The organism is Microbacterium sp. LMX7-1.2, assembly GCF_040675935.1.
Classification (GTDB): Bacteria; Actinomycetota; Actinomycetes; order Actinomycetales; family Microbacteriaceae; genus Microbacterium.
Genome location: NZ_JBEGIL010000001.1, coordinates 910,731 through 936,344, shown reverse-complemented (window position 1 = coordinate 936,344; position 25,614 = coordinate 910,731). Strand labels below are relative to the sequence as shown.

The 25,614-nt window shown below is 70.2% G+C and carries 24 protein-coding genes and 1 riboswitch; of the genes, 10 read left to right on the top strand and 14 right to left on the bottom strand.

Annotated features, from left to right (window positions below; genetic code table 11):
- Positions 1–5: 5 nt before the first annotated feature.
- Positions 6–863, bottom strand: a complete 858-nt coding sequence (locus tag MRBLMX7_RS04700; RefSeq protein WP_363366414.1) for a MurR/RpiR family transcriptional regulator — start codon at positions 861–863, stop codon at positions 6–8.
- A 67-nt stretch (positions 864–930) separates the two neighbouring features.
- Here MRBLMX7_RS04700 and MRBLMX7_RS04695 point away from each other — a divergent pair, with 67 nt between their 5' ends.
- The 3 genes from MRBLMX7_RS04695 (at position 931) to MRBLMX7_RS04685 (ending at position 3,393) form a co-directional block, all read left to right on the top strand.
- Positions 931–1,833, top strand: coding sequence for an N-acetylglucosamine kinase (locus MRBLMX7_RS04695; protein ID WP_363366413.1), 903 nt, complete (start codon positions 931–933; stop codon positions 1,831–1,833).
- On the top strand, positions 1,823–2,776 hold the full coding sequence (gene murQ, locus MRBLMX7_RS04690; RefSeq protein WP_363366412.1) for an N-acetylmuramic acid 6-phosphate etherase: 954 nt from the start codon (positions 1,823–1,825) through the stop codon (positions 2,774–2,776). Before MRBLMX7_RS04695 ends, murQ begins: the two co-directional genes overlap by 11 nt.
- Positions 2,777–2,865: 89 nt before the next feature.
- Positions 2,866–3,393, top strand: a complete 528-nt coding sequence (locus MRBLMX7_RS04685; protein ID WP_363366411.1) for a hypothetical protein — start codon at positions 2,866–2,868, stop codon at positions 3,391–3,393.
- Positions 3,394–3,408: 15 nt separating this feature from the next.
- On the opposite strand, the gene MRBLMX7_RS04680 is transcribed toward MRBLMX7_RS04685, so the two are convergent.
- Positions 3,409–3,732 (bottom strand): DMT family transporter, encoded by a 324-nt coding sequence (locus MRBLMX7_RS04680; RefSeq protein WP_363366410.1) that lies wholly within the window; start codon positions 3,730–3,732, stop codon positions 3,409–3,411.
- A complete protein-coding gene (locus MRBLMX7_RS04675) occupies positions 3,729–4,109 on the bottom strand; it encodes a DMT family transporter (protein WP_363366409.1) in 381 nt (126 codons plus the stop codon). The genes MRBLMX7_RS04680 and MRBLMX7_RS04675 overlap by 4 nt, the downstream gene beginning before the upstream one ends.
- Before the next feature lie 201 nt (positions 4,110–4,310).
- Here MRBLMX7_RS04675 and MRBLMX7_RS04670 point away from each other — a divergent pair, with 201 nt between their 5' ends.
- The gene (locus tag MRBLMX7_RS04670) at positions 4,311–5,759 is read left to right on the top strand and encodes a glyceraldehyde-3-phosphate dehydrogenase (protein ID WP_363366408.1); all 1,449 of its coding nucleotides are present in this window, start codon (positions 4,311–4,313) and stop codon (positions 5,757–5,759) included.
- 38 nt (positions 5,760–5,797) lie between these two features.
- Positions 5,798–6,856 (top strand): winged helix DNA-binding domain-containing protein, encoded by a 1,059-nt coding sequence (locus tag MRBLMX7_RS04665; RefSeq protein WP_363366407.1) that lies wholly within the window; start codon positions 5,798–5,800, stop codon positions 6,854–6,856.
- Positions 6,857–6,937: 81 nt separating this feature from the next.
- On the opposite strand, the gene MRBLMX7_RS04660 is transcribed toward MRBLMX7_RS04665, so the two are convergent.
- The gene (locus MRBLMX7_RS04660; protein ID WP_050721525.1) at positions 6,938–8,380 is read right to left on the bottom strand and encodes an XRE family transcriptional regulator; all 1,443 of its coding nucleotides are present in this window, start codon (positions 8,378–8,380) and stop codon (positions 6,938–6,940) included.
- A 112-nt stretch (positions 8,381–8,492) separates the two neighbouring features.
- On the opposite strand from MRBLMX7_RS04660, the gene MRBLMX7_RS04655 reads away from it, so the two are divergent.
- Entirely contained in the window at positions 8,493–10,355 is a 1,863-nt protein-coding gene (locus tag MRBLMX7_RS04655) for a phosphoenolpyruvate carboxykinase (GTP) (protein WP_363366406.1), read from the top strand.
- Positions 10,356–10,502: 147 nt separating this feature from the next.
- On the opposite strand, the gene MRBLMX7_RS04650 is transcribed toward MRBLMX7_RS04655, so the two are convergent.
- Both MRBLMX7_RS04650 and MRBLMX7_RS04645 read right to left on the bottom strand, forming a co-directional pair.
- The gene (locus MRBLMX7_RS04650; RefSeq protein ID WP_363366405.1) at positions 10,503–12,386 is read right to left on the bottom strand and encodes an ABC transporter ATP-binding protein; all 1,884 of its coding nucleotides are present in this window, start codon (positions 12,384–12,386) and stop codon (positions 10,503–10,505) included.
- Between the two features lie 87 nt (positions 12,387–12,473).
- On the bottom strand, positions 12,474–12,686 hold the full coding sequence (locus tag MRBLMX7_RS04645) for an AsnC family protein (protein WP_363366404.1): 213 nt from the start codon (positions 12,684–12,686) through the stop codon (positions 12,474–12,476).
- A gap of 210 nt (positions 12,687–12,896) precedes the next feature.
- On the opposite strand from MRBLMX7_RS04645, the gene MRBLMX7_RS04640 reads away from it, so the two are divergent.
- On the top strand, positions 12,897–13,529 hold the full coding sequence (locus tag MRBLMX7_RS04640) for an HAD family hydrolase (RefSeq protein WP_363366403.1): 633 nt from the start codon (positions 12,897–12,899) through the stop codon (positions 13,527–13,529).
- A gap of 53 nt (positions 13,530–13,582) precedes the next feature.
- On the opposite strand, the gene MRBLMX7_RS04635 is transcribed toward MRBLMX7_RS04640, so the two are convergent.
- Positions 13,583–15,043, bottom strand: a complete 1,461-nt coding sequence (locus MRBLMX7_RS04635) for an MFS transporter (RefSeq protein WP_363366402.1) — start codon at positions 15,041–15,043, stop codon at positions 13,583–13,585.
- Positions 15,044–15,185: 142 nt separating this feature from the next.
- On the opposite strand from MRBLMX7_RS04635, the gene MRBLMX7_RS04630 reads away from it, so the two are divergent.
- Both MRBLMX7_RS04630 and MRBLMX7_RS04625 read left to right on the top strand, forming a co-directional pair.
- Positions 15,186–15,683 (top strand): metallophosphoesterase family protein, encoded by a 498-nt coding sequence (locus MRBLMX7_RS04630; RefSeq protein ID WP_363366401.1) that lies wholly within the window; start codon positions 15,186–15,188, stop codon positions 15,681–15,683.
- A gap of 29 nt (positions 15,684–15,712) precedes the next feature.
- Positions 15,713–16,174 (top strand): GAF domain-containing protein, encoded by a 462-nt coding sequence (locus MRBLMX7_RS04625; RefSeq protein WP_363366400.1) that lies wholly within the window; start codon positions 15,713–15,715, stop codon positions 16,172–16,174.
- Between the two features lie 76 nt (positions 16,175–16,250).
- Here the strand turns inward: MRBLMX7_RS04625 and MRBLMX7_RS04620 are convergent, their stop codons facing one another.
- The 7 genes from MRBLMX7_RS04620 to MRBLMX7_RS04590 form a co-directional block, all read right to left on the bottom strand.
- On the bottom strand, positions 16,251–16,604 hold the full coding sequence (locus MRBLMX7_RS04620; RefSeq protein ID WP_050721520.1) for a hypothetical protein: 354 nt from the start codon (positions 16,602–16,604) through the stop codon (positions 16,251–16,253).
- A 53-nt stretch (positions 16,605–16,657) separates the two neighbouring features.
- Complete coding sequence (gene ribH, locus MRBLMX7_RS04615; RefSeq protein WP_363366399.1) at positions 16,658–17,134, bottom strand: 6,7-dimethyl-8-ribityllumazine synthase; 477 nt, start codon at positions 17,132–17,134, stop codon at positions 16,658–16,660.
- The gene (ribA, locus tag MRBLMX7_RS04610) at positions 17,131–18,399 is read right to left on the bottom strand and encodes a GTP cyclohydrolase II (RefSeq protein ID WP_363366398.1); all 1,269 of its coding nucleotides are present in this window, start codon (positions 18,397–18,399) and stop codon (positions 17,131–17,133) included. The genes ribH and ribA overlap by 4 nt, the downstream gene beginning before the upstream one ends.
- Positions 18,396–19,025 (bottom strand): riboflavin synthase, encoded by a 630-nt coding sequence (locus tag MRBLMX7_RS04605; protein ID WP_363366397.1) that lies wholly within the window; start codon positions 19,023–19,025, stop codon positions 18,396–18,398. Before MRBLMX7_RS04605 ends, ribA begins: the two co-directional genes overlap by 4 nt.
- Positions 19,025–20,059 carry a bifunctional diaminohydroxyphosphoribosylaminopyrimidine deaminase/5-amino-6-(5-phosphoribosylamino)uracil reductase RibD gene (ribD, locus tag MRBLMX7_RS04600; protein ID WP_363366396.1) on the bottom strand — a complete coding sequence of 345 codons (1,035 nt, stop codon included), beginning with the start codon at positions 20,057–20,059 and terminating at the stop codon, positions 19,025–19,027. The genes MRBLMX7_RS04605 and ribD overlap by 1 nt, the downstream gene beginning before the upstream one ends.
- Before the next feature lie 66 nt (positions 20,060–20,125).
- A riboswitch (FMN riboswitch) is annotated at positions 20,126–20,271 on the bottom strand.
- A 101-nt stretch (positions 20,272–20,372) separates the two neighbouring features.
- Positions 20,373–21,236 carry an Fpg/Nei family DNA glycosylase gene (locus tag MRBLMX7_RS04595; protein ID WP_363366395.1) on the bottom strand — a complete coding sequence of 288 codons (864 nt, stop codon included), beginning with the start codon at positions 21,234–21,236 and terminating at the stop codon, positions 20,373–20,375.
- A gap of 165 nt (positions 21,237–21,401) precedes the next feature.
- The gene (locus MRBLMX7_RS04590; protein ID WP_363366394.1) at positions 21,402–21,968 is read right to left on the bottom strand and encodes a GNAT family N-acetyltransferase; all 567 of its coding nucleotides are present in this window, start codon (positions 21,966–21,968) and stop codon (positions 21,402–21,404) included.
- A gap of 56 nt (positions 21,969–22,024) precedes the next feature.
- Between MRBLMX7_RS04590 and mfd the strand changes: the two genes are divergently transcribed.
- Positions 22,025–25,588, top strand: coding sequence for a transcription-repair coupling factor (gene mfd, locus MRBLMX7_RS04585; RefSeq protein WP_363366393.1), 3,564 nt, complete (start codon positions 22,025–22,027; stop codon positions 25,586–25,588).
- The last annotated feature ends 26 nt before the right edge of the window (positions 25,589–25,614 follow it).

The window sequence follows — 25,614 nt, the reverse complement described above, 5'->3', positions numbered from 1 at the left end:
GGCCGTCACTCGCGCAGTGCCCGGGTCGCGTCGGCCGTGCGCTGCAGGGCGTCGACAGTGTCGGCGTGACGGCGCTGGGCGACTCCCACGAACAGGCAGTCGACGAGAGCGAGCTGCGCGATGCGGCTCACCATCGCTCCGGCGCGGAGGCGGGGCTCGCGGGCCCGGGTCACAAGCGTGTGAGCGGCGATGTCGGCGACGGGGGAGTCGGATGCGCCGGTGATCGCGATCGTCGTGACGCCGGCGTCACGCGCGGCCTCGAGGAAGCGCTGCGTCTCGATCGTCGCGCCGGAGTGCGAGATGCCCAGGGCGACGGTGCCGGCGTCGCCGAGCGCTGCGACGGCGCTCGCCACGTGGGCATCGCTTAGCACGACGGCGGTGCGGCCGATGCGGAGGAGCTTCTGCGCGAAGTCAGCCGCCACGAGGCCGCTCGCCCCGATGCCGAAGAGGAGGATGCGCGGTGCGGCGTCGAGCGCTGAGACGGCCGCGTCGAGGACGTCGTCGTCGAGCCCGGCGATCGTCTCCTCGATCGCGAGGAGTTCGAGGGCGGCGACCTTGGACGCCGCGTCCCGCAGGGAGTCCGTGGGGGAGATCTCCGACCCGAATCCGGAGGACTCGCGGAACTGCGCGGACTCGCGCCCGAGTTCGGCGGCGAGCGCCATGCGCAGCGCGGCGTACCCGTTCACGCCGATCGAGCGGCAGAAGCGGATCACGGAGGCGACCGAGGTGTCGCACGTCGTGGCGAGCTCGGTGATCGTGCTGTCGATCACGACGCGCGGCCTGTCCGCGATCACACGCGCGATCCGTGCGAGTGAGGGCGGCAGTGTCTCCGCGGCGCCCGCGATCGTGGTCTGGATGCTCATGCTGCGCCTCCTCGGCTTGTGTTGAAGAATTCTTTCACAGGATGCAATACGTGCGTAGACTATTTACATGAGTTCCGATCGCCGTGTCATCGCCGTCGATCTCGGCAAGTCGCGGTGCCGGGTGGTCATGTCCGCCCCGAACCGTCGACCGGTCTTCCAGGGTGTCGGCGCACCGGGACTCGCCGCAGCGCGAGGCGTCGACGCCGCGCTCGCCGCGATCCTCCCCTTCGCAGCCGATGCTCCCGGCCCCTTCGCCGCCGTCGCGGTCGGCGCCGCCGGCGCATGGGCCGCCCCCGATGCGGCATCCGCCCTCGCCGAGCGGCTCCGGACAGCACTCGTCTCACGGGTCGCCGTCACCTCTGACGTCGTGACGGCGCACGCGGGGGCGCTCGCCGGGGGAGAGGGTGTGCTGCTCATCGCCGGCACCGGAGCGGCCGCGCTCGGAGTGGACGGCGACGGCATCCGTCTCGTCGACGGATGGGGTCCCGAGCTCGGCGACTTCGGCAGCGGATCGTGGTTCGGCCGTGAAGCGCTGCGCGCCGTGCTGCGGGCCTCCGTCGGTCTCGGGCCTCGCACCGCGCTCACCGACCTCGTGCGAGAGCCGGTGGGGTCGGTCGACGACGTGCAGCGCTGGCTCGCACACGACGGCCCCCTCGCTCGTCGACTCGCCTCCCTCGCCCCGCTCGTGCTCGACGCCGCAGCCGACGACGACCCGATGGCACTCGAGATCGCCCGGGAGGCCGTGCGACTGCTCGTCGCCTCCGCGACCGCCGCGTCGACCCGGTCGCACGACGTCGCCCTGCACGGGGGACTCACCGAGCATCGCTGGTTCCGCGCCCGACTCGAAGACGCCCTGCGCGCCGTCGGCCGCACGCCGGTCTCCCCACGAGGCGACGCGCTCGACGGCGCTCTCCTCCTCGCCGACCGCGCCGATCTCCCCCACGAAAGGTTCGTGCACCGTGCCGAATGACGACCGCCGACTCCATGAGCTCCTCGACGTGCTCTCCTCCCTCGGCACCGAGGCCTCGACGACCGAACGAGGCGACCTCGACCTGCTCGACACCGCCGAGCTCGTGCGTCGCATGAACGCGGAGGACCACCGCGTCGCGGATGCGGTCGCCGAACGCTCCGCCGAGATCTCCGCGGCCGTCGACGGCATCACCGAGCGCTTCCGGCGGGGCGGACGCCTCGTCTACATCGGCGCCGGCACCGCGGGCCGGGTCGGAGTGCTCGACGCGAGCGAGTGCCCGCCGACTTTCGGCACGGACCCGTCGATGGTGGTCGGACTCATAGCGGGCGGCGAGACCGCGATCCGCTCGGCCGTGGAGAACGCGGAGGACGACGAGCACGCCGCCGAGGCCTCCCTGCGGGAGCTCGGACTCACAGCGGATGACACGGTCGTCGGCATCTCGGCCTCCGGCCGCACGCCGTACGTCCTCGGCGGACTCGTCTTCGCGCGCTCGGCGGGCGCTCTCACGGTCGCGATCGCCTCGAACTCCGACTCCGAGATCGGCGCGGCCGCCGACATCGCCATCGAGGTCGTGACGGGACCCGAGTTCATCTCCGGGTCGACCCGTCTCAAGTCCGGCACCGCCCAGAAGCTCGTCGTGAACATGCTCACGACGCTCTCGATGATCAAGCTCGGCAAGACATACCACGGCGTCATGGTCGACCTGCTCGCCACCAACGAGAAGCTGCACGCGCGTTCGATCCGCACCGTGACCGAGCTCACCGGCGCATCCGTAGACGAGGCGTCCGCCGCGCTCTCCGCCGCGGACGGCTCGGTCAAGCTCGCGATCCTCATGCTCATGACAGGGGCAGGGGCGGATGCCGCCGCGAACGCGCTCCGCGACGCCGACGGCGTGCTGCGCGTCGCGATCGCAGCCGTCGGAGAGCGCTCGCCGCAGGTCTGAACGCCGCAGGGTGGGAGAGCGACACAGGGTCTGAACGCCGCAGGATGGGAGAGCGCCACAGGGTGCACCTCGACCATAGGATGCGGATTGTGGATCCCGTCCTGCCCGCCGCGCCCTGGATGCTGGCGCTCGCCGGGGTCGTCGCGGGAGCGGCGTGCATCGCCGCCGGATCCGCGGCTCCCTGGCAGGCGCGGCAGATGGCCGTCGTCCGCGTTGTGGCGCTCGTGCTGATCGCCACGCTGGGGGATCACCCGCTGGTGCGCGTTGCGCTCGGTGTCGTACTGCTGCTCTCCGCGATGCTCGGAACGATCGGGGTCCGCGGTTCGTCGTCCACCGCGGTGTGCGTGCACCGCGCGGCCGTGTCGCTCGTGCTGGCGATCTGCGTGTGGGACGGGCTCACGACCGGGCAGGCCGTGACACCGACAGGCCATCACGGGTCCGGTCTGTCCGGCGTGCTCTCGATCGCAGGCGTCGTCGGCGTGATCGGCGTCGTGCTGTGGACCGTCGTCGCCGATCGGGTGCTGCCCGCGCCGAGCGATCGCCGGGCGTCGCGATTCCTCACTGTCGAGTCGTGGGCCATGGCCGCGAGCGTCGCCCTGCTGTGCCTCGCGATGTGAGCGGGAAGACCCGGTTCAGTGCGCTCCGCCGAGTTCGATCAGCACGACGCCGACCGCGATCAGAGCGACGCCGATCGCCATCACGATCGAGAAGTGGTCCTTGAAGATCACCCGGCCCAGCACGGCCGTGACCGCGACGCCCGTGGCGGCCCACACGCCGTACGCCACCCCGACCGGCATTCCCAGGGCGAGCACGGCGCCGAGAAGGCTGAACGCGAGCACGTAGCCCACGACGATCACGGGGATCCACCGCCGACGTCGCAGGCCCTCGGAGGCACGCAGGCTCAGCGTCGCCGTGACCTCGCTCGCGATCGCGAGAACCAGCAGCGCCCAGGTCATGGGGCGGCCTCGACCCGAACCGCCTCGCGCTCCGAGCGGGCGTGCGAGCCGAGCTCGACCAACAGCACCCCGACCACGATCACGCCGATGCCGACGATCTGCACCGCGCCGAGGAGCTCGCTGAAGAGCATCGCACCGAGGACCGCCGTGAGCACGACGCCGATGGCGGACCAGATGCCGTACGCGACTCCGACCGCCAAGCCCCGGTCGAGCACGACCGAGAGCAGCAGCAGCGACGAGGTGTAGCCGACGACGACGGCGATCAGCCAGAGCGGGTGTGTGAACCCCTCGGCAGCGCGCAGGGACAGCGTCGCGCCGACCTCGAGCCCGATCGCGAGCAGCAGGGGCGGCCAGGCCGACGGGCGGGACGTGGTCATGAAGGCCTTTCGTGAGTGAGGCGGGCACGAGCATCGGGGACAACCCGTCGGATGCTGACAGGATTCCCTGTCCGGCAGGTGAACGGCATCCGATTTCAGCGCATCCCTCCGCGCACCGTACCCTGGGAGCATCCCCCGAAGCACACCCGGCACACTCGCGCGCCGGCGACCTCGGCGCGCTCACACATCGCAAGGACGCAGATGAACGGCATCACGGAACCCCACGACGACTGGACGGCACGCGAGGAGCTCGCCGAGCGGATGATCCCGCTGATCGGCGCTCTCAAGCGCGATCGTGACGTCGTGACCTCGCTGCACGGCCACCGGCTCGTCGGTCTGTCGGCCACCGGGATCGTGGAGATGCACGATCGCGTCGCGCAGCTCGGGCACGCCGAACTCGCCCTCGACGACACGCTCGCCGTGATCGAGGCCGTGCACGCGCTCGCTCCCGGAGCCTCCTCGCTCGATGTCGCTCGTCTGGTCGAGGGCCATGCCGCCTCCGGCGCGTCGCTGCAGGACTACCTCACCGAGGTGCTCGGCCCGGCCGCCGGCGCCGTCGCCGCTGCACCCACTGACGTCGTGCTTTACGGGTTCGGGCGCATCGGCCGTCTGCTGGCACGCATCCTCATCGCGCACACCGGCGGCGGCAGCGGGCTGCGCCTGCGGGCCATCGTCGTGCGCCGCGGCTCGGCGAACGACCTCGTCAAGCGGGCATCCCTTCTACTGCGCGATTCCGTGCACGGTCGTTTCGCGGGCTCCGTCACGGTCGACGAGGAGGCCGAGCAGATCATCGCGAACGGCACGCGCATCCAGGTGATCTACTCCGACGACCCGGCATCCATCGACTACACCGCCCACGGCATCCACGATGCGATCGTGGTCGACAACACCGGGCGCTGGCGCGACGAAGCAGGCCTCAGCAAGCACCTCGAGTCCACCGGGGTCGCCCGAGTGCTGCTGACGGCACCCGGCAAGGGTGCGCTGAAGAACATCGTGCACGGCATCAACGACCGCACGATCACGCCCGACGACCGCATCGTCACCGCGGCGTCCTGCACCACCAACGCGATCACGCCCGTGCTCAAGGCCGTCGACGAGGCGTACGGCATCGTGCGCGGGCACGTCGAGACCGTGCACTCCTTCACGAACGACCAGAATCTGATCGACAACTTCCACAGCGGAGATCGCCGCGGACGCTCGGCCGTGCTCAACATGGTCATCACCGAGACCGGCGCGGCGAAGGCCGTCGCCCGTGCGCTCCCCGAGCTCGAGGGCAAGCTCACGGGGTCGGCCATCCGCGTGCCCACACCCGACGTATCGCTCGCGGTGCTGCACCTGACGCTCGACCGTCCCGCCGTCAAGGACGAGCTCAACGACTACCTGCGGCGCGTGTCGCTGCACTCGCGGCTGCGTCAGCAGATCGACTACGTCGAGAGCCCGGAGGTGGTCTCCACCGACTTCGTGGGCTCGCACCGCGCCGGCATCGTCGACGGCCTCGCGACCATCGCGAACGACCACGACGTCGTGCTGTACGTCTGGTACGACAACGAGTACGGCTACTCGTGCCAGGTCATCCGCGTGCTGGAGGTCATGGCGGGATCCCACCCGATCGTGCTGCCGGAGCGGCGCGAGGTGACGCTGCACGGATAGGCGGGCGGGATGTCGGGCCAGCGGGGCATGATGGGGGCATGAAGTCCGCGACGCTGCTGTCGGAGCGCCTCCGTTCCCACCGCCTCTCGGCACCCGCGCGCACGGTGACGGATGCTGCGGCCCACATGCTCGCGGTGCAGAGCCAGGACTTCACCGCAGGGCGGTGGGTGCTCGCCTCCCGCACCCGTGGAGAGCCGACGATCCGTTCCGTCGACCGCGCCTTCGACCGTGGCGAACTCGTGCGCGCCTGGACCATGCGCGGCACTCTGCACACGATCGCCGCGCGCGACCTGGGCTGGGTGCTGTCGGTCACGGGTGAACGACAGCGCCAGCAGGCCGCGGGACGTCGCCGCGACCTCGGGATCGACGAGCTCATGCTCGCGGCGGCCCGCGAGGCGGTCGTGCCGAGGCTACGAGACGGCGGCCTGACCCGCGCCGAGATGTTCCTCGCCTTCCAGGGGGCAGGGATCGACCCGACCGGGCAGCGCGGCATCCATCTGCTCAGCGAGCTCACGCTGCGCGGACTCGTGTGCCAGGGTCCGGTCGTCGCGCGCGAGGGGGTGAGCCGCGAGCAGCGCTTCGTGCTGGTCGAGGAGCACATCCGCGAGCACGAGCACCCGGCGGATCCGCTCGCCGAGCTCTTCGTCCGCTACATCGACGGGCACGGGCCTGCGACCGTCGCCGACTTCGCGTGGTGGTCGGGGCTCACGCTCGGGCTGTCCGGCGAGGCGCGGGAGAGCGCCTCGGGGCGGGTCGTCGAGGTCGACGACGGGCTGTTCACGGCAGTCCTCCGGCCGAGGCGCACCGGGGGCGCAGCATCCGTGCACGCGCTCGCCGCATTCGACGAGTACTACATCTCGTATGCCGACCGCAGTGCCGTGTGCGCGCCCGAGAACCTCGCGGCCGTCGGCCCGGGGAAGAACGGGATGGTGCGGGCCACTCTCGTCGCCGAGGGGCGGGTGGTCGGATGCTGGACGCATGCCGCAGCATCCCTCGGCACGCCGCCCGAGTTCTTCGAGGATGTGGGCGGGGAAGCAGTCGACGCGGATGCCGTGCAGGAGGCGCTCGCGCGGTTCACCCGGTTCCTGGGCGAGTAGTCCTGCCCGTCACTCGTCCGCGTGCCGTCCGAGGAACGCGTACACGGGTTGTTGACGGACGCGCAGGATGAGCCGGGTCCGTCACTCGTCCGCGTGGCGTCCGAGGAATGCGTACACCTCGTTATCGTCGACGCCGGGGAACGCGCCGCGGGGAAGCGGCGAGAACATGTGCGTGTGCACCCGCGCGCTCGGCCAGGCCCTGCCCTTCCAGCGTTCCGTGAGCTCGGCGGACGGTCGGCGGCAGCACGCCTCGTCGGGACACGTCGACACCGCGCGATCCGACGTCTCGCGCCCGCGCCACCATCGTGCATCGTCGAAGGGGACTCCGACGGTGACCGAGAACTCGCCGTCGGTCGACGATCCGGTCTGCGTGGAGCACCAGAACGTGCCGGAGGGCGTGTCCGTGTACTGATGGTGCTCCGTCGTGCGGTTCTGCTGCGTGAACGCGCTCCGCGCCTGGAACTTCCGGCACACCCGCTGGCCTTCGACCGCGCCCGTGACGTCCATCGGCAGCGGCAGGTCGTCGTTCTCGTACACGCGTGTGATCGCGCCGGTCTCGTCGACGCGCAGGAAGTGCAGCGACATGCCGAGGTGCTGCGTCATCAGGTTCGTCATCCGCATGCCCGCTGCTTCGTGCGTGACGCCGAAGCCGTCGCGGAAGTCCTCGACCGCGAGATTGCGGTCCTTCTTGGCCTGCTGCAGGAACGCCACCGCTGCGGTCTCCGGCATCAGACAGCACGCCGCGAAGTAGTTGATCTCGAGTCGCTGCTGCAGGAAGTCGGCGTAGTCGGTGGGCGGCGTGTGGCCGAGCAGGCGGTGGGCCATGGCCTGCAGCGCCATCGACCGCAGGCCGTGCCCGCCCGGGATCGACGCGGGCGGCAGGTAGATGCGGCCGTTCTCCAGATCGGTCACCGACCTCGTGGAGTGGGGCAGGTCGTTGGCGTAGATGAGCTCGAAGCCGAGCTTCTCCGCCATGATGCTCACGGTGCGGTGGGTCAGCGCGCCCTGCACGTGGCCGGCGGCCTTGAGCTGCTTCTCGGCGAGCTTCTCGATGTCGCCGAGGTAGTTGTTCTGCGCGCGCATGCGCAGCCGGAGCTCGGTGTTGGCGCGGCGCGCCTCCTCGGGGGTGGCGATCGCCTCGCGTTCGCGGCGCTGCAGTTCGCGGTGCAGGCCGAGCACGGACTCGATGGTCTCGTCGCTCATGCCCTTGGTGACCCGCACGGGAGCGACCCCGAGCTGGCGGAAGACGGGACTCGCCTGGGCGCGGTCCAGCTCGATCTCGAGGGCCGCCCGGCGGTTCGGCGGCTCGCCCGAGATGAGGTCCGTCACCTCGGTTCCGGTCGCCAGTGCGATCGCCTGCAGGAGGGAGAGCTTGGGCTCGCGCTTGCCGTTCTCGATGAGGCTGAGCTGGGAGCCGGCGACGCCGACTAGAGCGCCGAGCTCGTCGAGCGTGTGGCCGTTCGCGAGGCGGTGGTGCCTGATGCGGTGGCCGAGGGTCGTGAGATGGATGCCGGAAGGAGCCATTCCTTGATCCTAGCGAAAGAAACCCAATTCTTATCACCCAGATCGATGAAAAGTCAGGACAAATCCGGAAGAAGATAGGTGCAACGCCCCCTACTTCCAAGGAGCAGATGTCATGGCGATCGCCGAAGTCTTCACCCCTCGTGCCGCATCCGTCGCACCCGTGCGCACCTTCGGGACGGCTCCGACCTATGACACCCCGGCCATGGCGGAGCTCGCAGCCTGGGTCGACGAGATCGCCGCGCTCACGCAGCCGGACCGCATCCACTGGGTCGACGGCTCGCGCGCTGAGAACGACTGGCTGCTGCGCGGCCTCGTCGACGAGGGCAAGCTCATCAAGCTCAACCCCGAGTGGCGGCCCGGTTCGTACCTGGCCCGCTCGCACCCCAGCGACGTCGCCCGCACGGAGGGCCGTACGTACATCGCCTCCGAGCGCGAGGAGGACGCCGGTCCCACGAACAACTGGGCCGACCCCACGCAGATGCGCGAGAAGATGACCGAGATCTTCGAGGGCTCGATGCGTGGACGCACGATGTTCGTCGTCCCGTTCTCGATGGGCCCCGTCGGCGGCCCGCTCTCGCACATCGGCGTGCAGGTCACCGACAGCGCCTACGCGGTCGCGTCGATCGGCATCATGACCCGGGTCGGCGATGCCGTGACGCGGCAGATCGCCGATGGAGCCCCCTGGGTACGCACCGTGCACTCGGTCGGCGCACCGCTCGCCGCCGGCGAGCCCGACGTCGAATGGCCGTGCAACGACGACAAGTACATCGTGCACTTCCCCGAGACTCTCGAGGTCTACTCGTTCGGCTCCGGCTACGGCGGCAACGCGATCCTCGCCAAGAAGTGCTTCGCGCTGCGCATCGCCTCGGTGATCGCCCGCGACGAGGGCTGGCTCGCCGAGCACATGCTGCTGATCCGCGTGATCGACCCGAACGGCCGGGCGTTCCACGTCGCTGCGGCGTTCCCCTCCGCGTGCGGCAAGACGAACCTCGCGATGCTGCGCCCGACCATCCCCGGATGGCGCGTCGAGACGCTCGGCGACGACATCGCGTGGATCCGCCCCGGTGAGGACGGGCGCCTGTGGGCCATCAACCCCGAGGCCGGGTTCTTCGGCGTCGCACCGGGAACGGGCGAATTGACCAACGTCACGGCGGTCGAGACGCTGTGGGGCAACACGATCTTCACGAACGTGGCTCTGCGTCCCGACGGCGACGTGTGGTGGGAGGGGCTGACCGACAATGCGCCGCCCGAGCTCATCGACTGGGAGGGCAACGCCTGGACGCCGGACTCCGGTCGCCCCGCGGCGCACCCGAACTCGCGGTTCACGGTCTCGGCCGCCCAGTGCCCGCAGATCTCCGAGGACTGGGAGGACGCCGTCCCGCTCGACGTGATCCTCTTCGGCGGACGTCGTGCCAGCAACGTGCCGCTCGTGGTCGAGGCCACCGACTGGACGCATGGCGTCTTCCTCGGGTCGAACATCTCCTCGGAGCGCACGGCCGCCGCCGAGGGCACGGTCGGTGAGCTGCGCCGCGACCCCTTCGCGATGCTGCCGTTCTGCGGCTACAACATGGCCGACTACTTCGGTCACTGGCTCAAGGTCGGGCGTGGCCTGCGCTTCGACCGCGCGCCGCGCATCTTCCAGGTGAACTGGTTCCGCCGCGGTTCGGACGGGCGCTTCCTGTGGCCTGGATTCGGCGACAACTCGCGTGTCGTGGACTGGATCATCCGCCGCATCACCGGCGAGGTGTCGACGGTCGACAGCCCGATCGGCCGCCTGCCGATCGTGTCCGATCTCAACCTCGACGGCATCGAGGTACCGCAGGAGGACCTCGACGAGCTGTTCTCGGTCGACGCCGAGGCGTGGAAGACCGAGGCCGACCTCACCGAGGAGTTCTACGACACGTTCGGCGACAAGGTCCCGGCGGCTCTCCGCGCCGAGCTGTCGTCCCTGCGCTACCGCCTCGACAAGGCGTGACAGACCGGGCGCCGGTTCGGGGGAGCCGGCGTCCTACAGCTCCCGCCCGCGAGGGCGGGAGAGCCCCAGACCCGCGAAGGCGGGAAGTCAGAGACGAACCCATGGCTGAGTGGTCTCCGGCATCCCGCCTTCGCGTACTCGTTCCCGCTATGCCAGCAGTTGGTGCCGCGCGAGGTCGCGGTAGAGCGGCGTGGACTCGACGAGTTCGGTGTGTGTGCCCTGCCCGACGACGACGCCGTCCTGCAGCACCACGATGAGGTCGCTGTCGACCACGGTCGAGAGGCGGTGCGCGATCACGATCAGCGTGCGGTCGGTCGACACGGCGTCGATGGCCTCGCGCATGCGCTGCTCGTTCACGCCGTCGAGCGACGACGTCGACTCGTCGAGCAGCAGGATCGGGGCCTCGGTCAGCAGCGCGCGGGCGATCGCGAGACGCTGGCGCTCGCCGCCCGACAGCATCACGCCGTCCTCGCCGACCGGGGCTCGGAGCCCGAGCGGGCTGCGCTCCAGCACGTCGCCGAGGTTCACGGCGCGCAGCACCCGCTCGCACGCCTCGTCGGTGGCGTCGGGTGAGGCGAGACGCAGGTTGTCGGCGAGCGTGCCCGCGAGGGTCGGCGCATCCTGCTCGACGTAGCCGAACTGCGCGCGCAGCTCGTCGCGTGGGTAGGTGCGCGCATCGTGACCGTGCAGGCGGATCGAGCCGCCCGTCGGATCGTAGAAGCGCTCGATGAGCGAGAGGATCGTGCTCTTGCCGGCACCGCTGGGGCCCACGAGCGCCACGCGAGCGCCGCGCGGCACGGCGAAGGAGACGCCGCGCAGCACCTCGCGGTCGGACTGCGGCGCGGTCTCCTCGGCCTGATCCAGGTGCGCGTCGGCGAGCAGCGTCCGCGCCTCCTTCTCGGCCGCCGCCCGGGCCGCCACGACGTTCTCCGGGTACTGGAAGCGCACGTCGCGGAACTCGATCGCCGGGGCGTCAGGGGCGACGTCGTCGCGGGGGAGAGCGGCGGCGGTCGCTGCATCCTCCTCCGTCTCGGTCGGGAGGTTCAGGATCTCCTGGATGCGGCCGAGCGCGCCGAGCGCCTGATTCACGGAGGTGATCGCGCCGAACGTGGTCGCGAGCGGCATCACGAGCATGAAGAGGAACATGATGAACGTGATGAGCGCGGCGATCGTGATCGTCCCCGCGGCGACGCGGAAGCCGCCGACGCCGAGCACGACCAGGAGCGACAGCTGCAGCGCGACCCCGGCGATCGGCACGACCAGCGACGAGATCTTCGCGATCCGCACGCCGATGCCGTAGGCGTCCGAAGCGAGCGCCGATACGGCCTCGGTCTCGCGCTCGGTGGCGCCCGAGGCGCGCACGGTGCGGATCGAGCCGACCGCGCGCTCGACCCCGGAGGCGAGTTCGCCCACCTTCTCCTGCTGCGCGGTCGAGGCGGTGCGGATGCGGCCGCTGAGCACCGTGACGACGACCACCGAAGCGCCGATCACGATAACGATCAGCAGCAGCAGCACGGGGTCGATCACGAGCATGGCGACGAGCGCGCCGACGAACAGGAGCGCGCTGCCGACGGCATCCGCGAGTCCCTGGGTGAGCACGGCGTAGAGCAGGGTCGTGTCGGTGCCGACCCGGGAGACGAGGTCGCCCGTGCGGCGGGCGTCGAACTCGCTCACGGGCAGGTGCAGGATGCGGGAGATGAGCTTGCGGCGACTCGAGTACACGACCGCCGTTCCGGTGCGCTGCAGGAGGTAGTGCTGATAGCCGGAGATCACCGACGACACGATCACGAACCCGATCAGGAGCCACACGAGGATCCCGATGCCGGCGTTCGACTGCACGGCTTCGATCACCTGGCCGACGAGCAGCGGCTGCACGAGGGAGGTCGCGGCGCCGAACACGCTGAGCACGGCGACGACGATGAGCGTGCGCTTGTGTTCGAAGAGGAAAGGGAGGAGCTGGCGGAAGGTGGCGCGCGGACCGTCCTGCGGTGCGCCCCTTCCGCGTCGGCGTGACGTCGCCGTGCTGGACATGCGGGACCTCGTTCTGAAAGGGGTACTTCGACCGTACTTCGTTCCCGGTCGGTTTCTATGGAGGGGCTGTAAACGGCGGGATGCCGCTCAGCGGCGGCCGAAGCGCCGGTGCGCGGCTTGCTTCGTCACGCCGAGCGCGCCCGCGATCGCCTGCCAGGAGTAGCCGAGATTGCGGGCGCGGCGCACCTGGGTCTCCTCGGCTCGCGCGATCTCGCGGCGCACGCCCGCGAGCCGGTGCAGCTCGGCGATCGGCTCGCCGCCGTCGTCGTCGTCGAGGGACTGTGCGGTCTTCATGGTCATGACTGCCTCCTGCGTCAATACTTGTTGACGCGCATCGATGTGTCAACTGTTGTTGACGTGCGGCGTCCCATCACCGCAGGAGATCTCACGATCCGCAGGAGCCATCGGGTGAATATCTCCTTCGAATCGTGCGATCTCCGTCCGTGAGGCTGTGCGGGGCGAAGTCGCGAGGGGAGGCATCCTCCCCTGTCGGTCGCATAGGGTGTGCGGATGCCGGAGAAGACGACGTGGATCCTGTTCGACATCGGGGGCGTGCTGGAGGTCGTCGACGACGACACCTGGCAGGAGCACTGGTGGGAACGGGTGCGGGAGGTGTGCGGGTTGCCCCGCGACGCCGTCGATGCGCGGGTCGCCGCGGCCGACCTCCCGCGCATCGACGTCGCGGTCGGCACCGAGCAGGCCTTCTGGTCCGGGTTCGCAGCGGCCCTCGACCTCGACGATGCGCAACGGGATGCAGTCCGCACCGACTTCTGGGACGCGTACTGCGGCACCGCGAACGACGAGATGATCGCCTACGCGCGCTCGCTGCGCGGCAGGGCTCGGACCGCGATCCTGTCGAACTCCGCCGACGGTGCGCGCGAAGAGGAAGAGCGGCGCTACGGTTTCGCGTCGATCTTCGATCCGATCTGCTACAGCCACGAGCTCGGCGTCGCGAAGCCCGAGCCGGAGGCGTACCGCCGCGCCCTGGAGGCCCTCGGCGCCGAATCCGCGGACGTGCTGTTCATCGACGACCACCGGTTCGCGATCGACGGAGCCGCCGCCGTCGGCATCCGCGGCATCCTGCATCGCGACAACAGCGAGACGATCGCCGCGATCGAGAGGTTCCTGCGCGATCGGGGATGAATGAGAACGGCCGCACCCCGTGAGGGATGCGGCCGCTCTCGTGGTCGCGCGCGTCAGAGCTCGACGGCCGCCGCGACGCCGAGGTCGGACTCGTAGTCGGTGTCCTTGGTCTCGGGCGAGAAGATCAGCGCGATGAAGGTCAGCACGCCCATCGCCGACAGATACAGACCCACGAGCCAGGGAGCGCCGCCGCCGAGCTCCCACAGCCACACCGCGATGATCGGCGCGACAGCGGCACCGAGGATCGACGACACGTTGTACGAGATCGCAGACCCCGTGTAGCGGACGTTCGTCGGGAACAGCTCGGGCAGCAGGGCGCCCATCGGCCCGAAGGTCGCGCCCATGAGCATGAAGCCGAACACGAGGAACGCCTGGGCGAGCGCGCCCGTGAACTTCGGATCCATGGCAGGGAGCAGGAACGCGTTAAAGGTGAGGCCGAACACGATGATGAGGCCCGTGACCCACAACAGGAGCTTGCGTCGGCCGACCTTGTCGGCGATCGGACCGGACAGCAGGGTGAAGATGCCGAAGAAGACGACGCCGACGATCTGCATGAGCACGAAGTCCGTGTAGCCGAAGCCCAGTCCCGGGTAGAACTGGGCGGCGAACGCCGAGGCGTCGAAGTCCTTGCCCGCCGCCTCCGCGGCAGCCTGCGCCGCGGCGGATGCCGTCTCGAGCGAGGCGGGCTTGGTGCCGTAGGCCAGGGTGAAGTTCGTCATCAGGTAGAACAGCACGTACGTCGCCAGCATGATGAACGTGCCGAGGATCAGCGCCTTCCAGTGGTGACGGAACACCGTGCCCAGGGGCAGCTTGCGGATCGCCCCGACCTTCTCGGCCTTCTTGAACGTGTCGGACTCGACGAGCTTGAGTCGCACCCACAGGCCGATGATGACCATCACGGCGGAGAACAGGAACGGGATGCGCCAGCCCCAGTCGAGGAAGGCCTGCGACTTGAGGGCCGGGTTCTCGGCGTGGGGGAGCAGCCAGTTGATCGCGAGGAAGAGCAGGTTCGCGATGATGAAGCCGAGCGGTGCGCCCAGCTGCGGGAAAGTGCCGTACCAGGCGCGCTTGCCCTTCGGCGCGTTCTCGGTCGCGACGAGCGCGGCGCCCGACCACTCACCGCCGAGCGCGAAGCCCTGGAACAGGCGCATGATCAGCAGCAGCAGCGCCGCGACCCAGCCGATCTGCTGGAACGTGGGAAGCAGGCCGATGAGGAACGTCGCGATGCCCATCGTGAGCAGCGAGGCCACGAGGGTCGCCTTGCGGCCGAAGCGGTCGCCGAAGTGCCCGAAGACGACGGCGCCGATCGGTCGCGCGACCATCGCGGCGCCGAAGACGCCGAAGGAGGCGAGAAGGGACGTGGTGTCGTTGCCGGTCGGGAAGAAGAGGATGGGGAAGACGAGGACCGCGGCGGTCGCGTACGCGTAGAAGTCGTAGAACTCGATCGTCGTGCCGACGAGGCTGGCGGTGATGACGCGCGATCGCGGATTCGCGGGCGCTGTGGACGTGCTCATGCTGCTCCTTAGATCCGTGCACCGGTATACCGGAGCACTCGGGCGATCTTACGCCTACCTGGGAGTTCCCTGGGTGCGGAGACGGGTGAGATCGGCGAATCGCGTGCGTAGAGTCGGAGGGACCCGGCCGATGGAGGTGCCCATGACGACAAGGATGCTGCTGCTCGCCGACACCCATGTGCCGAAGCGCGCACGACGCCTGCCCGACGCGGTGCTCCGCGCGATCGACGACGCAGAGATCGTCGTGCACGCGGGGGACTGGGTTGACGCCGAGACCCTCGACTTGATCGAATCCCGGTCACGCGAGTCCTACGGCGTGTACGGCAACAATGACGGCGCGGACCTGCGTGCGCGCCTCCCCGAGGTCGCCCGCTTTTCCGTCGAGGACGTGAGGATCGCGGTCGTGCACGAGACCGGCGCGGCCGCGCGTCGTGAGCAGCGCATGGACGATGCTTTCCCCGACGTCGACCTGCTCGTCTTCGGCCACTCGCACATCCCCTGGGACACGCAGGCGCCCTCGGGCATGCGGCTGCTGAACCCCGGCTCGCCCACCGATCGCCGCCGTCAGCCGGTCTGCACCCTGATGACCGTCGTGATCGACGGTGCGGCGATCGATGCGACCCTGGTGCCGGTCACGTGAGCGAGGAGATCCCCGTGTATCGCGCGCCGATGAGATCGCGCGACGATGCCGTTCCGCGCGGGGCCGGGCCGGAGCGGGCGCTGACGCTCGGCATCTGCGGCATCGGCGGGCGGCTGCACCCGGCGCCGGACTCCCTGGAGGATGCGCTCACGAAGGCGGACGCGCAGGCCGGCATCCGACTCGCGTGGCGCATCGAGAGGTTCGCGAAGGCGCCGGTCGGTGCCTTCGTCTGGACGAAGGACGTCGACGGCCTGACCTATCTCGGGCGGATCATCGGGCCCTGGACATACGACGCGGACCCTGCAGCGGATGCCGTCGACCTCGTGCACGTCCGTGCCTGCCGGTGGCTCCCGGAACCCGTCGCTGATGCGGTGGTGCCGGCAGACGTGCAGGCGTCGTTCGGCCGGGGTGGACGCAACTGGCAGCGGATCCGCGCCGCGAGCGTCAGCGCACCGACGCAGCTCGTCTGGGATGCCGCGGTCGAGGCGTGAGGGACAGCGCCGGTCCACGCCCCTGGTCGTTGAGCGAGCGAAGCGAGAAGAAGCGTGCTGAGAATCCCGGGTGGCCTCAGCGCCAGATCGCGGCGATCGCGGCGTTCGCTGCGGTGAGGATCCCGACGAGCCAGAACATCGCCGCGGGCACGCCCGCGCCGCGCTTCTGACGCGCCGTGCCGATGCCGAGCAGTGCGCCGATCACGAGCAGAAGCAGGAGCTTGACGCCGATCTTGACGTAGTTCAGGTCGTACTCGATGCCCCACGGGGCGGCGAGAGCGAGGCCGGCGATCGCGGCGATCGTCATGCCGATGCTCATGAGGCGCGTGAACTCGCGCTTGCCGCCGAACGCCTGCACCGCCCAGGCTCCGAACAGCACGGCGAAGCCGATCAGGTGGACGAAGAGCACGATGTGGCGCAGGGTCTCCATGTCCTCACGGTAGTGACCGCCACCGATATTCCGCCACCAAGGCCCGCCTCACCTCAGCCGCGGAGCTCCCGGATCACGAGCGCCGTGCGCAGCGCCGCATCCGCCGCCTCCGCGCCCTTGTCCTCGTGCGAGCCCTCGAGTCCCGCGCGGTCGAGTCCCTGCTTCTCGTCGTCGAGCGTCAGCACGCCGAAGCCGACCGGCTTGTCGGCGTCGAGCGACACCCGGGTGAGCCCGTCGGTCGTCGCGGCCGACACGTACTCGAAGTGCGGCGTGCCGCCGCGGATGATCACTCCCAGCGCGACGACCGCGTCCGCGCCACCCGCGAAAGCCGCCTGCGCCGCCACCGCGAGCTCGAACGACCCGGGCACCCGCACGACGCGGTACGCGGCACCCGACTCGTCGAGCACGCGCTGCGCACCCGCGATGAGCCCGTTCGTGATGACGTCGTGCCAGGTTCCGGCGATCACGACGACGTCGAGTCCTGCGCCGTCGATCTTCTCCGTACGGGGTGCTGCGCCTGCGCCGCTCATGCGTCGTCCTTCTTTCCTTCGGCGAGAGCCTCTGCGAGCTCCGCCTCTCCGATGATGTGACCCATCCGGTCACGCTTGGTCTCGAGGTACTGGTGGTTGTTCGGGCCGACGCCCACGATCAGCGGCACCTGCTCGACCACGTCGAGTCCGAGGGCGCGCAGCTGGTCCACCTTGTCGGTGTTGTTCGTGAGCAGCCGGACCGCGGAGATCCCGAGGTCGGCAAGGATCCCGGCCGCCGCGGCGTAGTCGCGGGCGTCGGCGGGCAGGCCGAGCGCGAGGTTCGCGTCGACCGTGTCGAGGCCCTCCTCCTGGAGGCTGTACGCACGCAGCTTGTTGATCAGACCGATGCCGCGTCCCTCGTGGCCGCGCATGTAGATCACGACGCCGCCCTCCTGCTCGATCGCGTCGAGCGCCGCGTCGAGCTGCGGGCCGCACTCACACTTGAGCGAGCCGAACGCCTCGCCCGTCAGGCACTCCGAGTGCACGCGCACGAGCGCAGTCTCTCCGGGTTCGCCCGACACCACGGCGATGTGGTCGGTGCCGGTGACCCGGTCCTTGTAGGCGAGGAAACGGAAGGAGCCGTGCGTGGTCGGCACGGTCGCATCGGCGCGCAGGCTCACGCGGCGGCTCGCCCGCTCCGGCGCCCATCCCGACGGGTCGATCTCGTTCAGGTGCGCGATGAGCTGTTCGATCGTGATGACCGGCACGCCGTCGCGCGCGCCGAGTTCGAGCAGCCCGGGCAGGCGCATCATGCTCCCGTCCTCGGCGACCACCTCGGCGATCGCCCCGACCGGGTTCAGGCCCGCGAGCTTCATGAGGTCGACAGCCGCCTCGGTGTGCCCGCTGCGCTCGCGCACGCCGCCGTCGACCGCCCGCAACGGCAGCACGTGGCCGGGGCGGATGATGCTCGTGGCGGTCGATTCCGGGTTCGCCAGCACGTTGAGGGTGTGTGCCCGGTCGTGGGCGCTGATGCCCGTCGTGACGCCCTCCGCGGCATCCACGCTCACGGTGTACGCGGTCGAGCGGGCGTCCTCGCTGGCCGCGACCATGGGCGGCAGGTTGAGGGAGTCGGCGAGGTCGGCCGGCATCGGTGCGCAGATGAAGCCCGACGACCAGCGCACGGTCCACGCGACCCACTCGGGGGTCGCGAGCTCGGCGGAGAGCACGACGTCGCCCTCGTTTTCGCGGTTCTCGTCGTCCGCGACGAGGACGGGACGTCCGGCGCGCAGCGCCTCGATCGCCTCGGCGATGGTGGACAGGCTCATCGTGAGCCTCCTTCCGGTGCTGCCCGGAACGCGAGCAGCCGCTCGACGTGACGGGCGAGGATGTCGGTCTCGAGGTTGACGCGGTCGCCGACCGCGCGGGAGCCCAGGGTGGTCGCGGCGAGCGTCTCCGGGATGAGGGAGACCTCGAGCCAGTGGTGATCGGCGTCGGCGGGACTCACTGCACTGACCGTGAGCGAGGTTCCGTCGATCGAGATCGATCCCTTGTCGACCACGAGCGGGGCGAGGTCGTCGGGGATCTCGACGCGCAGGACACTCCACTGAGCTCCGGGCCGGACCTCGATCACGGTGCCCACGCCGTCGACGTGGCCCTGGACGATGTGCCCGCCGAGGCGCGCGCCCACGGGCATCGCCTTTTCGATGTTCACGCGTGCGCCGACGGTCGCGTCGCCGAGAGCCGCGACGTCGAGCGTCTGCTTCATGACGTCGGCGTCGAAGGTGTCGGCGGTCGAGTCGACCACCGTCAGGCACACGCCGGACACCGCGATCGACTCGCCGTGCATGGCATCCGCTGCGGCCTTCGGCGCGCGCACCGTGAGACGCCAGCCGTCGCCGGACGGCGCGATGGCGGTGATCTCGCCGATCTCCTCGATGATTCCGGTGAACATCAGTGGCTTCCTTCTGGTCGGGTGGTGTCAGGGTGCGCGATCGCCAGGAGATCGGCGCCGAGCGGCACCCACTCCTCGACCGCCAGGCGGCGCGCGGCGTCGATCGAGGGGACGCCGATGTCGGTGAGCGCGAGGCGGGGGCCGCCCAGCAGCACCGGCGCGATGTACGCGAGCACGCGGTCGGCGAGCCCGGCCGCGATGAACGCGCTCGCGAGCGTGGGGCCTCCCTCCACGAACACGCTCTGGATGCCGCGCTCGTGCAGGTCGGCCAGCACGGCCCGCACGTCGTGCGTCTCGTAGGCGAGGGCGGTATGCGGATGCCGGCGGATCGCGGCGTCGTCGGGGATGGGGCGCGTGCCGATCACGACGGGGATGGGCTGCGCGGCGTAGAGCTCGTCGCCGTCGCGAGCGGTGAGAGCGGGGTCGTCGGCGAGCAGGGTGCCGGTGCCGACGACGATCGCGTCGGCGTCGGCGCGGCGACGGTGCACGTCCGCACGGGCCTCCGCTCCGGTGATCCACTGGCTCGACCCGTCGGATGCCGCGGCGCGGCCGTCGAGGCTCTGCGCCCACTTCACGGTGACGTGCGGCCGTCCGAGACGCTGGGCCGTGAGCCATCCGTCGATGACGCGAAGGGCGGCGTCGGCCTGTTCGCCCGCCTCGACGCTCACCCCCGCGGCGCGCAGCCGATCGGCGCCGCCGCCCGAGACGGCACCGGGGTCGTCGAGCGCGTAGACGACGCGGGCGACGCCTGCCTCGATCAGCGCGACGGCGCACGGACCGGTGCGCCCGGTATGGTTGCACGGTTCGAGGGTGACGACGGCGGTGGCGCCGCGGGCCGCGCCCGGAGCGAGCTTGGCGAGGGCGTCGACCTCGGCGTGCGGGGTGCCGGCGCCCCGGTGCCAGCCCTCAGCGAGCACGGAGCCGTGGGGGGAGAGGATGACGGCGCCCACCTGCGGATTGATGCCGCGCGGGCCGAGGGTCGCGAGTTCGAGCGCTCGGGTCATCGCCCGGCGTTCCGCCTCGTTCACTGCCATCCGTTGGTCCTCTCTGGACTCCGAGGGTCGCAGGGGAGGACAGCGGGAACGCGCATGCGGCGGCCCACCGTGCTGCCTCCCTTCCGGACTAGCGAGGCTGCGCCTCGCATCACCGTCGGTTCCGGATTTCCACCGGATCGGCATCTCGACGAATCGAGACGCTCGCGGACTGTCACCGCCGGTTCGGATTCCCACCGACCCCGGAGCACGTTGATGCTCTGAGTGTACTCAACGCGCCTGGACGCGTTTCATTCCGCGTAATACAGCGCGGGCGCGTGAGGAGGGGAGTGTCACTTCAGCAGGCGGGCAGTACTCACTTCAGCAGGCGGGAGAGGCGGCGATCGGCGAGGATCTTGCCGCCCGTCTGGCAGGTCGGGCAGTACTCCAGTGAGCGGTCGGCGAAGAACACGCTCCGCACGGTATCGCCGCACACGGGGCAGGCTTCTCCGCGGCGGGCGTGCACCTGCATCCCTCGCCGTTTCGCGTCCTTGAGATCGGCCGGAGGTTTGCCCGACGCCTCGGCGACGGCATCCGTCAGCGTGGTCTGCATCGCGGTGTAGAGGCGGTCGACCTCGGCGCCGTCGAGCGTGCCGGCGATCGCGTACGGCGACATCTTGGCTGCGTGCAGGATCTCGTCGGAGTACGCGTTGCCGATGCCTGCGATCACGCCTTGGTCTCGCAGGAGCCCCTTGATCTGCATCCGGCGTCCGTCGAGGACGGCGCCGAACGCCTCCCGCGTGAAGGCCGCGTCGAGCGGGTCGGGGCCGAGTCGTGCGATGCCGGGGACCTGCTCGGGGTCGCGCACGACGTACACGGCGAGCGACTTCTTCGTGCCCGCCTCGGTGAGGTCGAAGCCGCTGTCGTCGTCGAACGCGACGCGCAGGGCGATCGGGGACTTGCCCGGCTTGATGAGCGTGGTGGGGAGGAGCTCGTACCAGCGCAGCCAGCCGGCCTTGGCGAGATGGAAGACGAGATGCAGGTCTGCGCCCGCTGACAGCACGATGAACTTGCCGCGTCGCGAGGCCGCCGTGATCTCGGCGCCGTGCAGTGCGGTGTTCGGCGGGTCGTAGGTCTTGAGCGCGGCGATGGCCCCGACGCTCGTGCGCGTGACGGTATGCCCCACCACGCGCTCGGCGAGGAACGTCGTCAGGCCCTGGACCTCCGGCATCTCCGGCATGCGCCCATCCTGCCACCCGGGTCCGACACAGGACCAGGGGGTGGAACCGGGGGACGCGGAGGGAGGCGATCACGCCGACGTAGGACGTTCCGGTCGGAATCGACCTCCCTCCGCGTCATCGCCTACCTCGGCGTGCGCGTGGGAGGGGCGGGCGGGGCGACGCGATCAGGCGAGCACGGGCCAGGGGGCAGGGGTGCGGTCGTCGTCCCGGAGGAGACCGGCGACCCAGCTGTCCTCGCGCCGCTCGCCGCTCGCGAAGGCCTGCCGCAGGAGGCCCTCGTAGCGAAACCCGAGCGCCCGTGCGGTCTTCGCCGAGCGCACGTTGTCGGCGATCGCGCGCCATTCGATCCGGGAGAGCCCGAGTTCGCCGAAGCCCCAGTCCACCACCGCGGTCGCCGCCTCGACGACGTAGCCCTGGCCGCGGGCGGCGTCGGTCACCCAGAACCCGATCTCGGCAGCACCGCCGCTCCGCTGACGCCGGATGCGGTGCAACCCGATCATGCCCACGAGCTCGCCGTCGCGGTGCATGGCCCAGGTCGTCTCGCTGCCGTCGGCCCACCAGCCCTCGACCAGACGCACGAAGTCCTCCGCATCGGTCCGTGCATAGGGACTCGGGACGGTGGTCCATCTCTGGATCTCCGGGTCCTGGCAGGCCTGGGTGATCGCGTCGACGTCGGCCTCGGTCGGCGTCCGCAGCACGAGTCGTTCGGTGGTGAGGGTGGCCGGTTCCATCCGAGCATCCTAGCCATCGCGATCCCGATGTCGGATGCCGCGGCTAGGCTTGTCTGGTGACTGTTCCGGGGATTCTGCGCGCCTTGGAAGAGGCGTCTCTGTATCGTGACGCCCTCACCTGGGCGCAGACCGACGCCGATCTCGGGCTCGTCGACGGGCTCGACGCGCCCGCGCTCGCCGGACTCCTCGAGAAGCGCCGCGCCGCGGGTCATCCCGCAGCGCTCCTCACGGTCGTGCCGACCGGGCGACGCGCCGAGAGCCTGTCCCAGGCGCTCGCCGCCTACCTGCCGGATGCCGAGGTCGTGACCTTCCCCGCGTGGGAGACCCTCCCGCACGAGCGGCTGAGCCCGAGCCCGGACACGGTCGGCCAGCGTCTGCAGACGCTGCGCCGCATCGCGGAGTGGTCGGGCGACCGGCCCCTGGTCGTGGTCGCCTCCGTCCGCGCCGCGCTGCAGCCCATCGCCGGGAACCTCGGCGACATCTCGCCGCTCGAGCTGTCTGTCGGCACCCGGGGGTACGAGCTCGACCGCGTCGCCGAGCAGCTCGTCGAGCGCGCCTACTCGCGGGTCGACATGGTGTCGCGTCGCGGAGAGTTCGCGGTGCGCGGCGGCATCCTCGACGTGTTCCCGCCGACGTCCGAGCATCCGTACCGCATCGAGTTCTTCGGCGACGAGGTCGACCAGATCCGGGCCTTCTCGGTCGCCGACCAGCGCTCGCTCCCCGGCGACGTCGCTCTCGTCGACCTTCCGCCGAGCCGCGAGCTGCTGCTCACGCCCGATGTGCGCGACCGTGCACGGGCGCTGATCGGAGGGTTCCCGGCGATCTCGCAGATGCTCGAGAAGATGGCCGAGGGCATCCCCGTCGAGGGCATGGAATCGCTTCTGCCCGCCGTCGCCGGACCGTTGAAGTCGCTCGCCGAGTACCTGCCCGAGGGGAGCGCGACCGCGGTCGTCGACCCCGAGCGCTCCAGCGCCCGCGCGATCACCCTCGGTGAGACGAACCGCGAGTTCCTCGACGCGGCGTGGAGCGCCGCGACCTCCGGCGCCTCGGCCCCGATCGACCTCGGCGCCGGCGACTTCCTCACGATCGCGCGCCTCCGCGAGATCGTCCGCGACCGCGGCGGCGTGTGGTGGCGGCTCAGCCCGTTCGCGATGGGAGGAGAGGACGCCGAGACCGTCGACTCCGCCGTGATCCCCTCGTTCCACGGCAACGTCGACGGCGCGATCTCCTTCGTTGACGCGAAGGTCGCCGATGGCTGGCGGGTCGTCGTGATCGCCGCCGGACCCGGACTCGTCGACCGCGCACGCGACGTGCTCTCCGACCGGGGGATCGCCGCCCGCGTCGTCGAGAGTCTGACCGAGGCACCGGATGCCGGAGTCGCGACCCTCGTCACGGGCACGGTCGAGTCCGGCTTCCAGGTGGCCGACGCGAGGCTCGCCGTGCTCACCGACAACGAGTTCTACGGACGCACGATCGGCGGCGACCAGCGCGTCGTCAAGAAGCTCGCCTCGCGGCGCAAGAACGTCGTCGACCCGCTGCAGCTGAAGCCGGGCGACTTCGTCGTCCACAACACCCATGGCATCGGACGGTTCGTCGAGATGACCAAGCGCGAGGTGTCGACGGGAGGCCGCAACGCGACCAAGTCGACCCGCGACTACCTGGTTCTCGAGTACGCGCCGTCGAAGCGCGGCTACCCGGGCGACAAGCTCTTCGTGCCGACCGACCAGCTCGACCTGCTGTCGAAGTACGTCGGCGGCGAGGGCCCCACGCTCTCGAAGATGGGCGGCAGCGACTGGGCGCAGGCCAAGGGCAAGGCTCGCAAGGCCGTGCGCGACATCGCGGTCGAGCTCGTCAAGCTGTACTCGGCGCGCATGGCCGCCAAGGGCCACGCCTTCGGGCCCGACACCCCGTGGCAGCGTGAGCTCGAAGAGGCGTTCCCCTTCGCCGAGACGCAAGACCAGCTGCAGACGATCGACGAGATCAAGGCCGACATGGAGCGGCCCATCCCCATGGACCGCCTGCTGTCGGGAGACGTCGGCTTCGGCAAGACCGAGGTTGCGGTGCGCGCCGCGTTCAAGGCGATCCAGGACGGCAAGCAGGTCGCGATGCTCGTGCCGACCACGCTGCTCGTGAAGCAGCACCTCGAGACCTTCACCGAGCGCTTCGCGGGGTTCCCGGTCAAGGTGCGTCCGCTCTCGCGCTTCCAGACCGACAAGGAGGCGAAGCTCACCCTCGCCGGCCTCCTCGACGGGACGGTCGACATGGTCATCGGCACGCACCGCATCCTCACCGACCAGGTGATGTTCAAGGACCTCGGCCTCATGATCATCGACGAGGAGCAGCGCTTCGGCGTCGAGCACAAGGACGCGCTGAAGAAGATGAAGACGAACGTCGACATCCTCGCGATGAGCGCGACGCCCATCCCGCGCACGCTCGAGATGGCCGTCACCGGCATCCGCGAGATGTCGACCCTGGCGACCCCGCCGGAGGACCGGCATCCGATCCTCTCCTTCGTGGGCCCGCGCAGCGACAAGCAGATCGCCGCGGCGATCCGACGCGAGATCCTCCGCGAGGGGCAGGTGTTCTTCGTGCACAACCGCGTGCAGTCGATCCAGCGGGTCGCGGCACAGCTCGCCGAGCTCGTTCCCGAGGCGCGCATCGCGGTGGCGCACGGGCAGATGGGCGAGCATGCGCTCGAACAGGTGGTCGACGACTTCTGGGAGCGCAAGTTCGACGTGCTCGTCTCGACCACCATCATCGAGACCGGGCTGGACATCTCGAACGCGAACACGATCATCATCGACCGTGCCGACAAGTACGGTCTGAGCCAGTTGCACCAGCTGCGCGGCCGCGTCGGTCGTGGGCGTGAGCGGGCCTACGCGTACTTCCTCTACGACGAGATAAAGCCGCTCAGCGAGACGGCGGCCGACCGCCTGCAGACCATCGCGGTGAACAACGACCTCGGCTCCGGCATGCAGGTCGCGCTCAAGGACCTCGAGCTGCGCGGCGCGGGCAACCTGCTCGGCGGCGAGCAGGCCGGCCACATCGCGGGCGTCGGCTTCGACCTGTACCTGCGGATGATCGGCGAGGCCGTCGCGACGTTCCGCGGCGACGAGGTGGAGTCCGGGCAGGAACTGCGTCTGGAGCTGCCGCTGGACGCGCGCATCCCGGAGCACTACATCGACAGCGAGCGGCTGAGGCTCGAGGCCTACCAGAAGCTGTCGGCCGCATCCGCGGCGACCGCGAAGGATGACGCGATCGACCTCGTGATCGAGGAGCTGACCGACCGCTACGGCACCCCGCCCGAGGAGGTCGAGGGTCTGGTCGCCGTCGCCCGTCTGCGCCGTCGTGCCGCTAGGGCGGGACTCGCGGACGTCGTCGTGATGGGCTCGAACCTGCGCATCGCCCCGGCACGTCTGGAGGATTCGATCAAGGTGCGCCTTCAGCGGCTGTACCCCAAGGCCAAGCTCGTCGCGAGCGGTGAGGCGCTCGTCGTGCCGATGCCGACGGTCCCCGCAGCGGTCGGCGTGGGGCTCGAGCCGCTGCCGGACGCCGAGCTGCTCGAATGGGTCGGCCAACTGTTCACCGCGATCTTCCCGGAGCCCGTCCCGGCCGAGTGAGGTCGGCGGTCCCGGGCACAGCTTCG

Bases quoted from the DNA above. Each gene is read 5' to 3' on its own strand.
- MRBLMX7_RS04700 (WP_363366414.1), bottom strand. From the start codon at position 863: ATGAGCATCCAGACCACGATCGCGGGCGCCGCGGAGACACTGCCGCCC.
- MRBLMX7_RS04695 (WP_363366413.1), top strand. From the start codon at position 931: ATGAGTTCCGATCGCCGTGTCATCGCCGTCGATCTCGGCAAGTCGCGG.
- MRBLMX7_RS04680 (WP_363366410.1), bottom strand. From the start codon at position 3,732: ATGACCTGGGCGCTGCTGGTTCTCGCGATCGCGAGCGAGGTCACGGCG.
- MRBLMX7_RS04675 (WP_363366409.1), bottom strand. From the start codon at position 4,109: ATGACCACGTCCCGCCCGTCGGCCTGGCCGCCCCTGCTGCTCGCGATC.
- MRBLMX7_RS04670 (WP_363366408.1), top strand. From the start codon at position 4,311: ATGAACGGCATCACGGAACCCCACGACGACTGGACGGCACGCGAGGAG.
- MRBLMX7_RS04665 (WP_363366407.1), top strand. From the start codon at position 5,798: ATGAAGTCCGCGACGCTGCTGTCGGAGCGCCTCCGTTCCCACCGCCTC.
- MRBLMX7_RS04660 (WP_050721525.1), bottom strand. From the start codon at position 8,380: ATGGCTCCTTCCGGCATCCATCTCACGACCCTCGGCCACCGCATCAGG.
- MRBLMX7_RS04655 (WP_363366406.1), top strand. From the start codon at position 8,493: ATGGCGATCGCCGAAGTCTTCACCCCTCGTGCCGCATCCGTCGCACCC.
- MRBLMX7_RS04650 (WP_363366405.1), bottom strand. From the start codon at position 12,386: ATGTCCAGCACGGCGACGTCACGCCGACGCGGAAGGGGCGCACCGCAG.
- MRBLMX7_RS04645 (WP_363366404.1), bottom strand. From the start codon at position 12,686: ATGACCATGAAGACCGCACAGTCCCTCGACGACGACGACGGCGGCGAG.
- MRBLMX7_RS04640 (WP_363366403.1), top strand. From the start codon at position 12,897: ATGCCGGAGAAGACGACGTGGATCCTGTTCGACATCGGGGGCGTGCTG.
- MRBLMX7_RS04635 (WP_363366402.1), bottom strand. From the start codon at position 15,043: ATGAGCACGTCCACAGCGCCCGCGAATCCGCGATCGCGCGTCATCACC.
- MRBLMX7_RS04630 (WP_363366401.1), top strand. From the start codon at position 15,186: ATGACGACAAGGATGCTGCTGCTCGCCGACACCCATGTGCCGAAGCGC.
- MRBLMX7_RS04625 (WP_363366400.1), top strand. From the start codon at position 15,713: ATGAGATCGCGCGACGATGCCGTTCCGCGCGGGGCCGGGCCGGAGCGG.
- MRBLMX7_RS04620 (WP_050721520.1), bottom strand. From the start codon at position 16,604: ATGGAGACCCTGCGCCACATCGTGCTCTTCGTCCACCTGATCGGCTTC.
- ribH (WP_363366399.1), bottom strand. From the start codon at position 17,134: ATGAGCGGCGCAGGCGCAGCACCCCGTACGGAGAAGATCGACGGCGCA.
- ribA (WP_363366398.1), bottom strand. From the start codon at position 18,399: ATGAGCCTGTCCACCATCGCCGAGGCGATCGAGGCGCTGCGCGCCGGA.
- MRBLMX7_RS04605 (WP_363366397.1), bottom strand. From the start codon at position 19,025: ATGTTCACCGGAATCATCGAGGAGATCGGCGAGATCACCGCCATCGCG.
- ribD (WP_363366396.1), bottom strand. From the start codon at position 20,059: ATGGCAGTGAACGAGGCGGAACGCCGGGCGATGACCCGAGCGCTCGAA.
- MRBLMX7_RS04595 (WP_363366395.1), bottom strand. From the start codon at position 21,236: ATGCCGGAGATGCCGGAGGTCCAGGGCCTGACGACGTTCCTCGCCGAG.
- MRBLMX7_RS04590 (WP_363366394.1), bottom strand. From the start codon at position 21,968: ATGGAACCGGCCACCCTCACCACCGAACGACTCGTGCTGCGGACGCCG.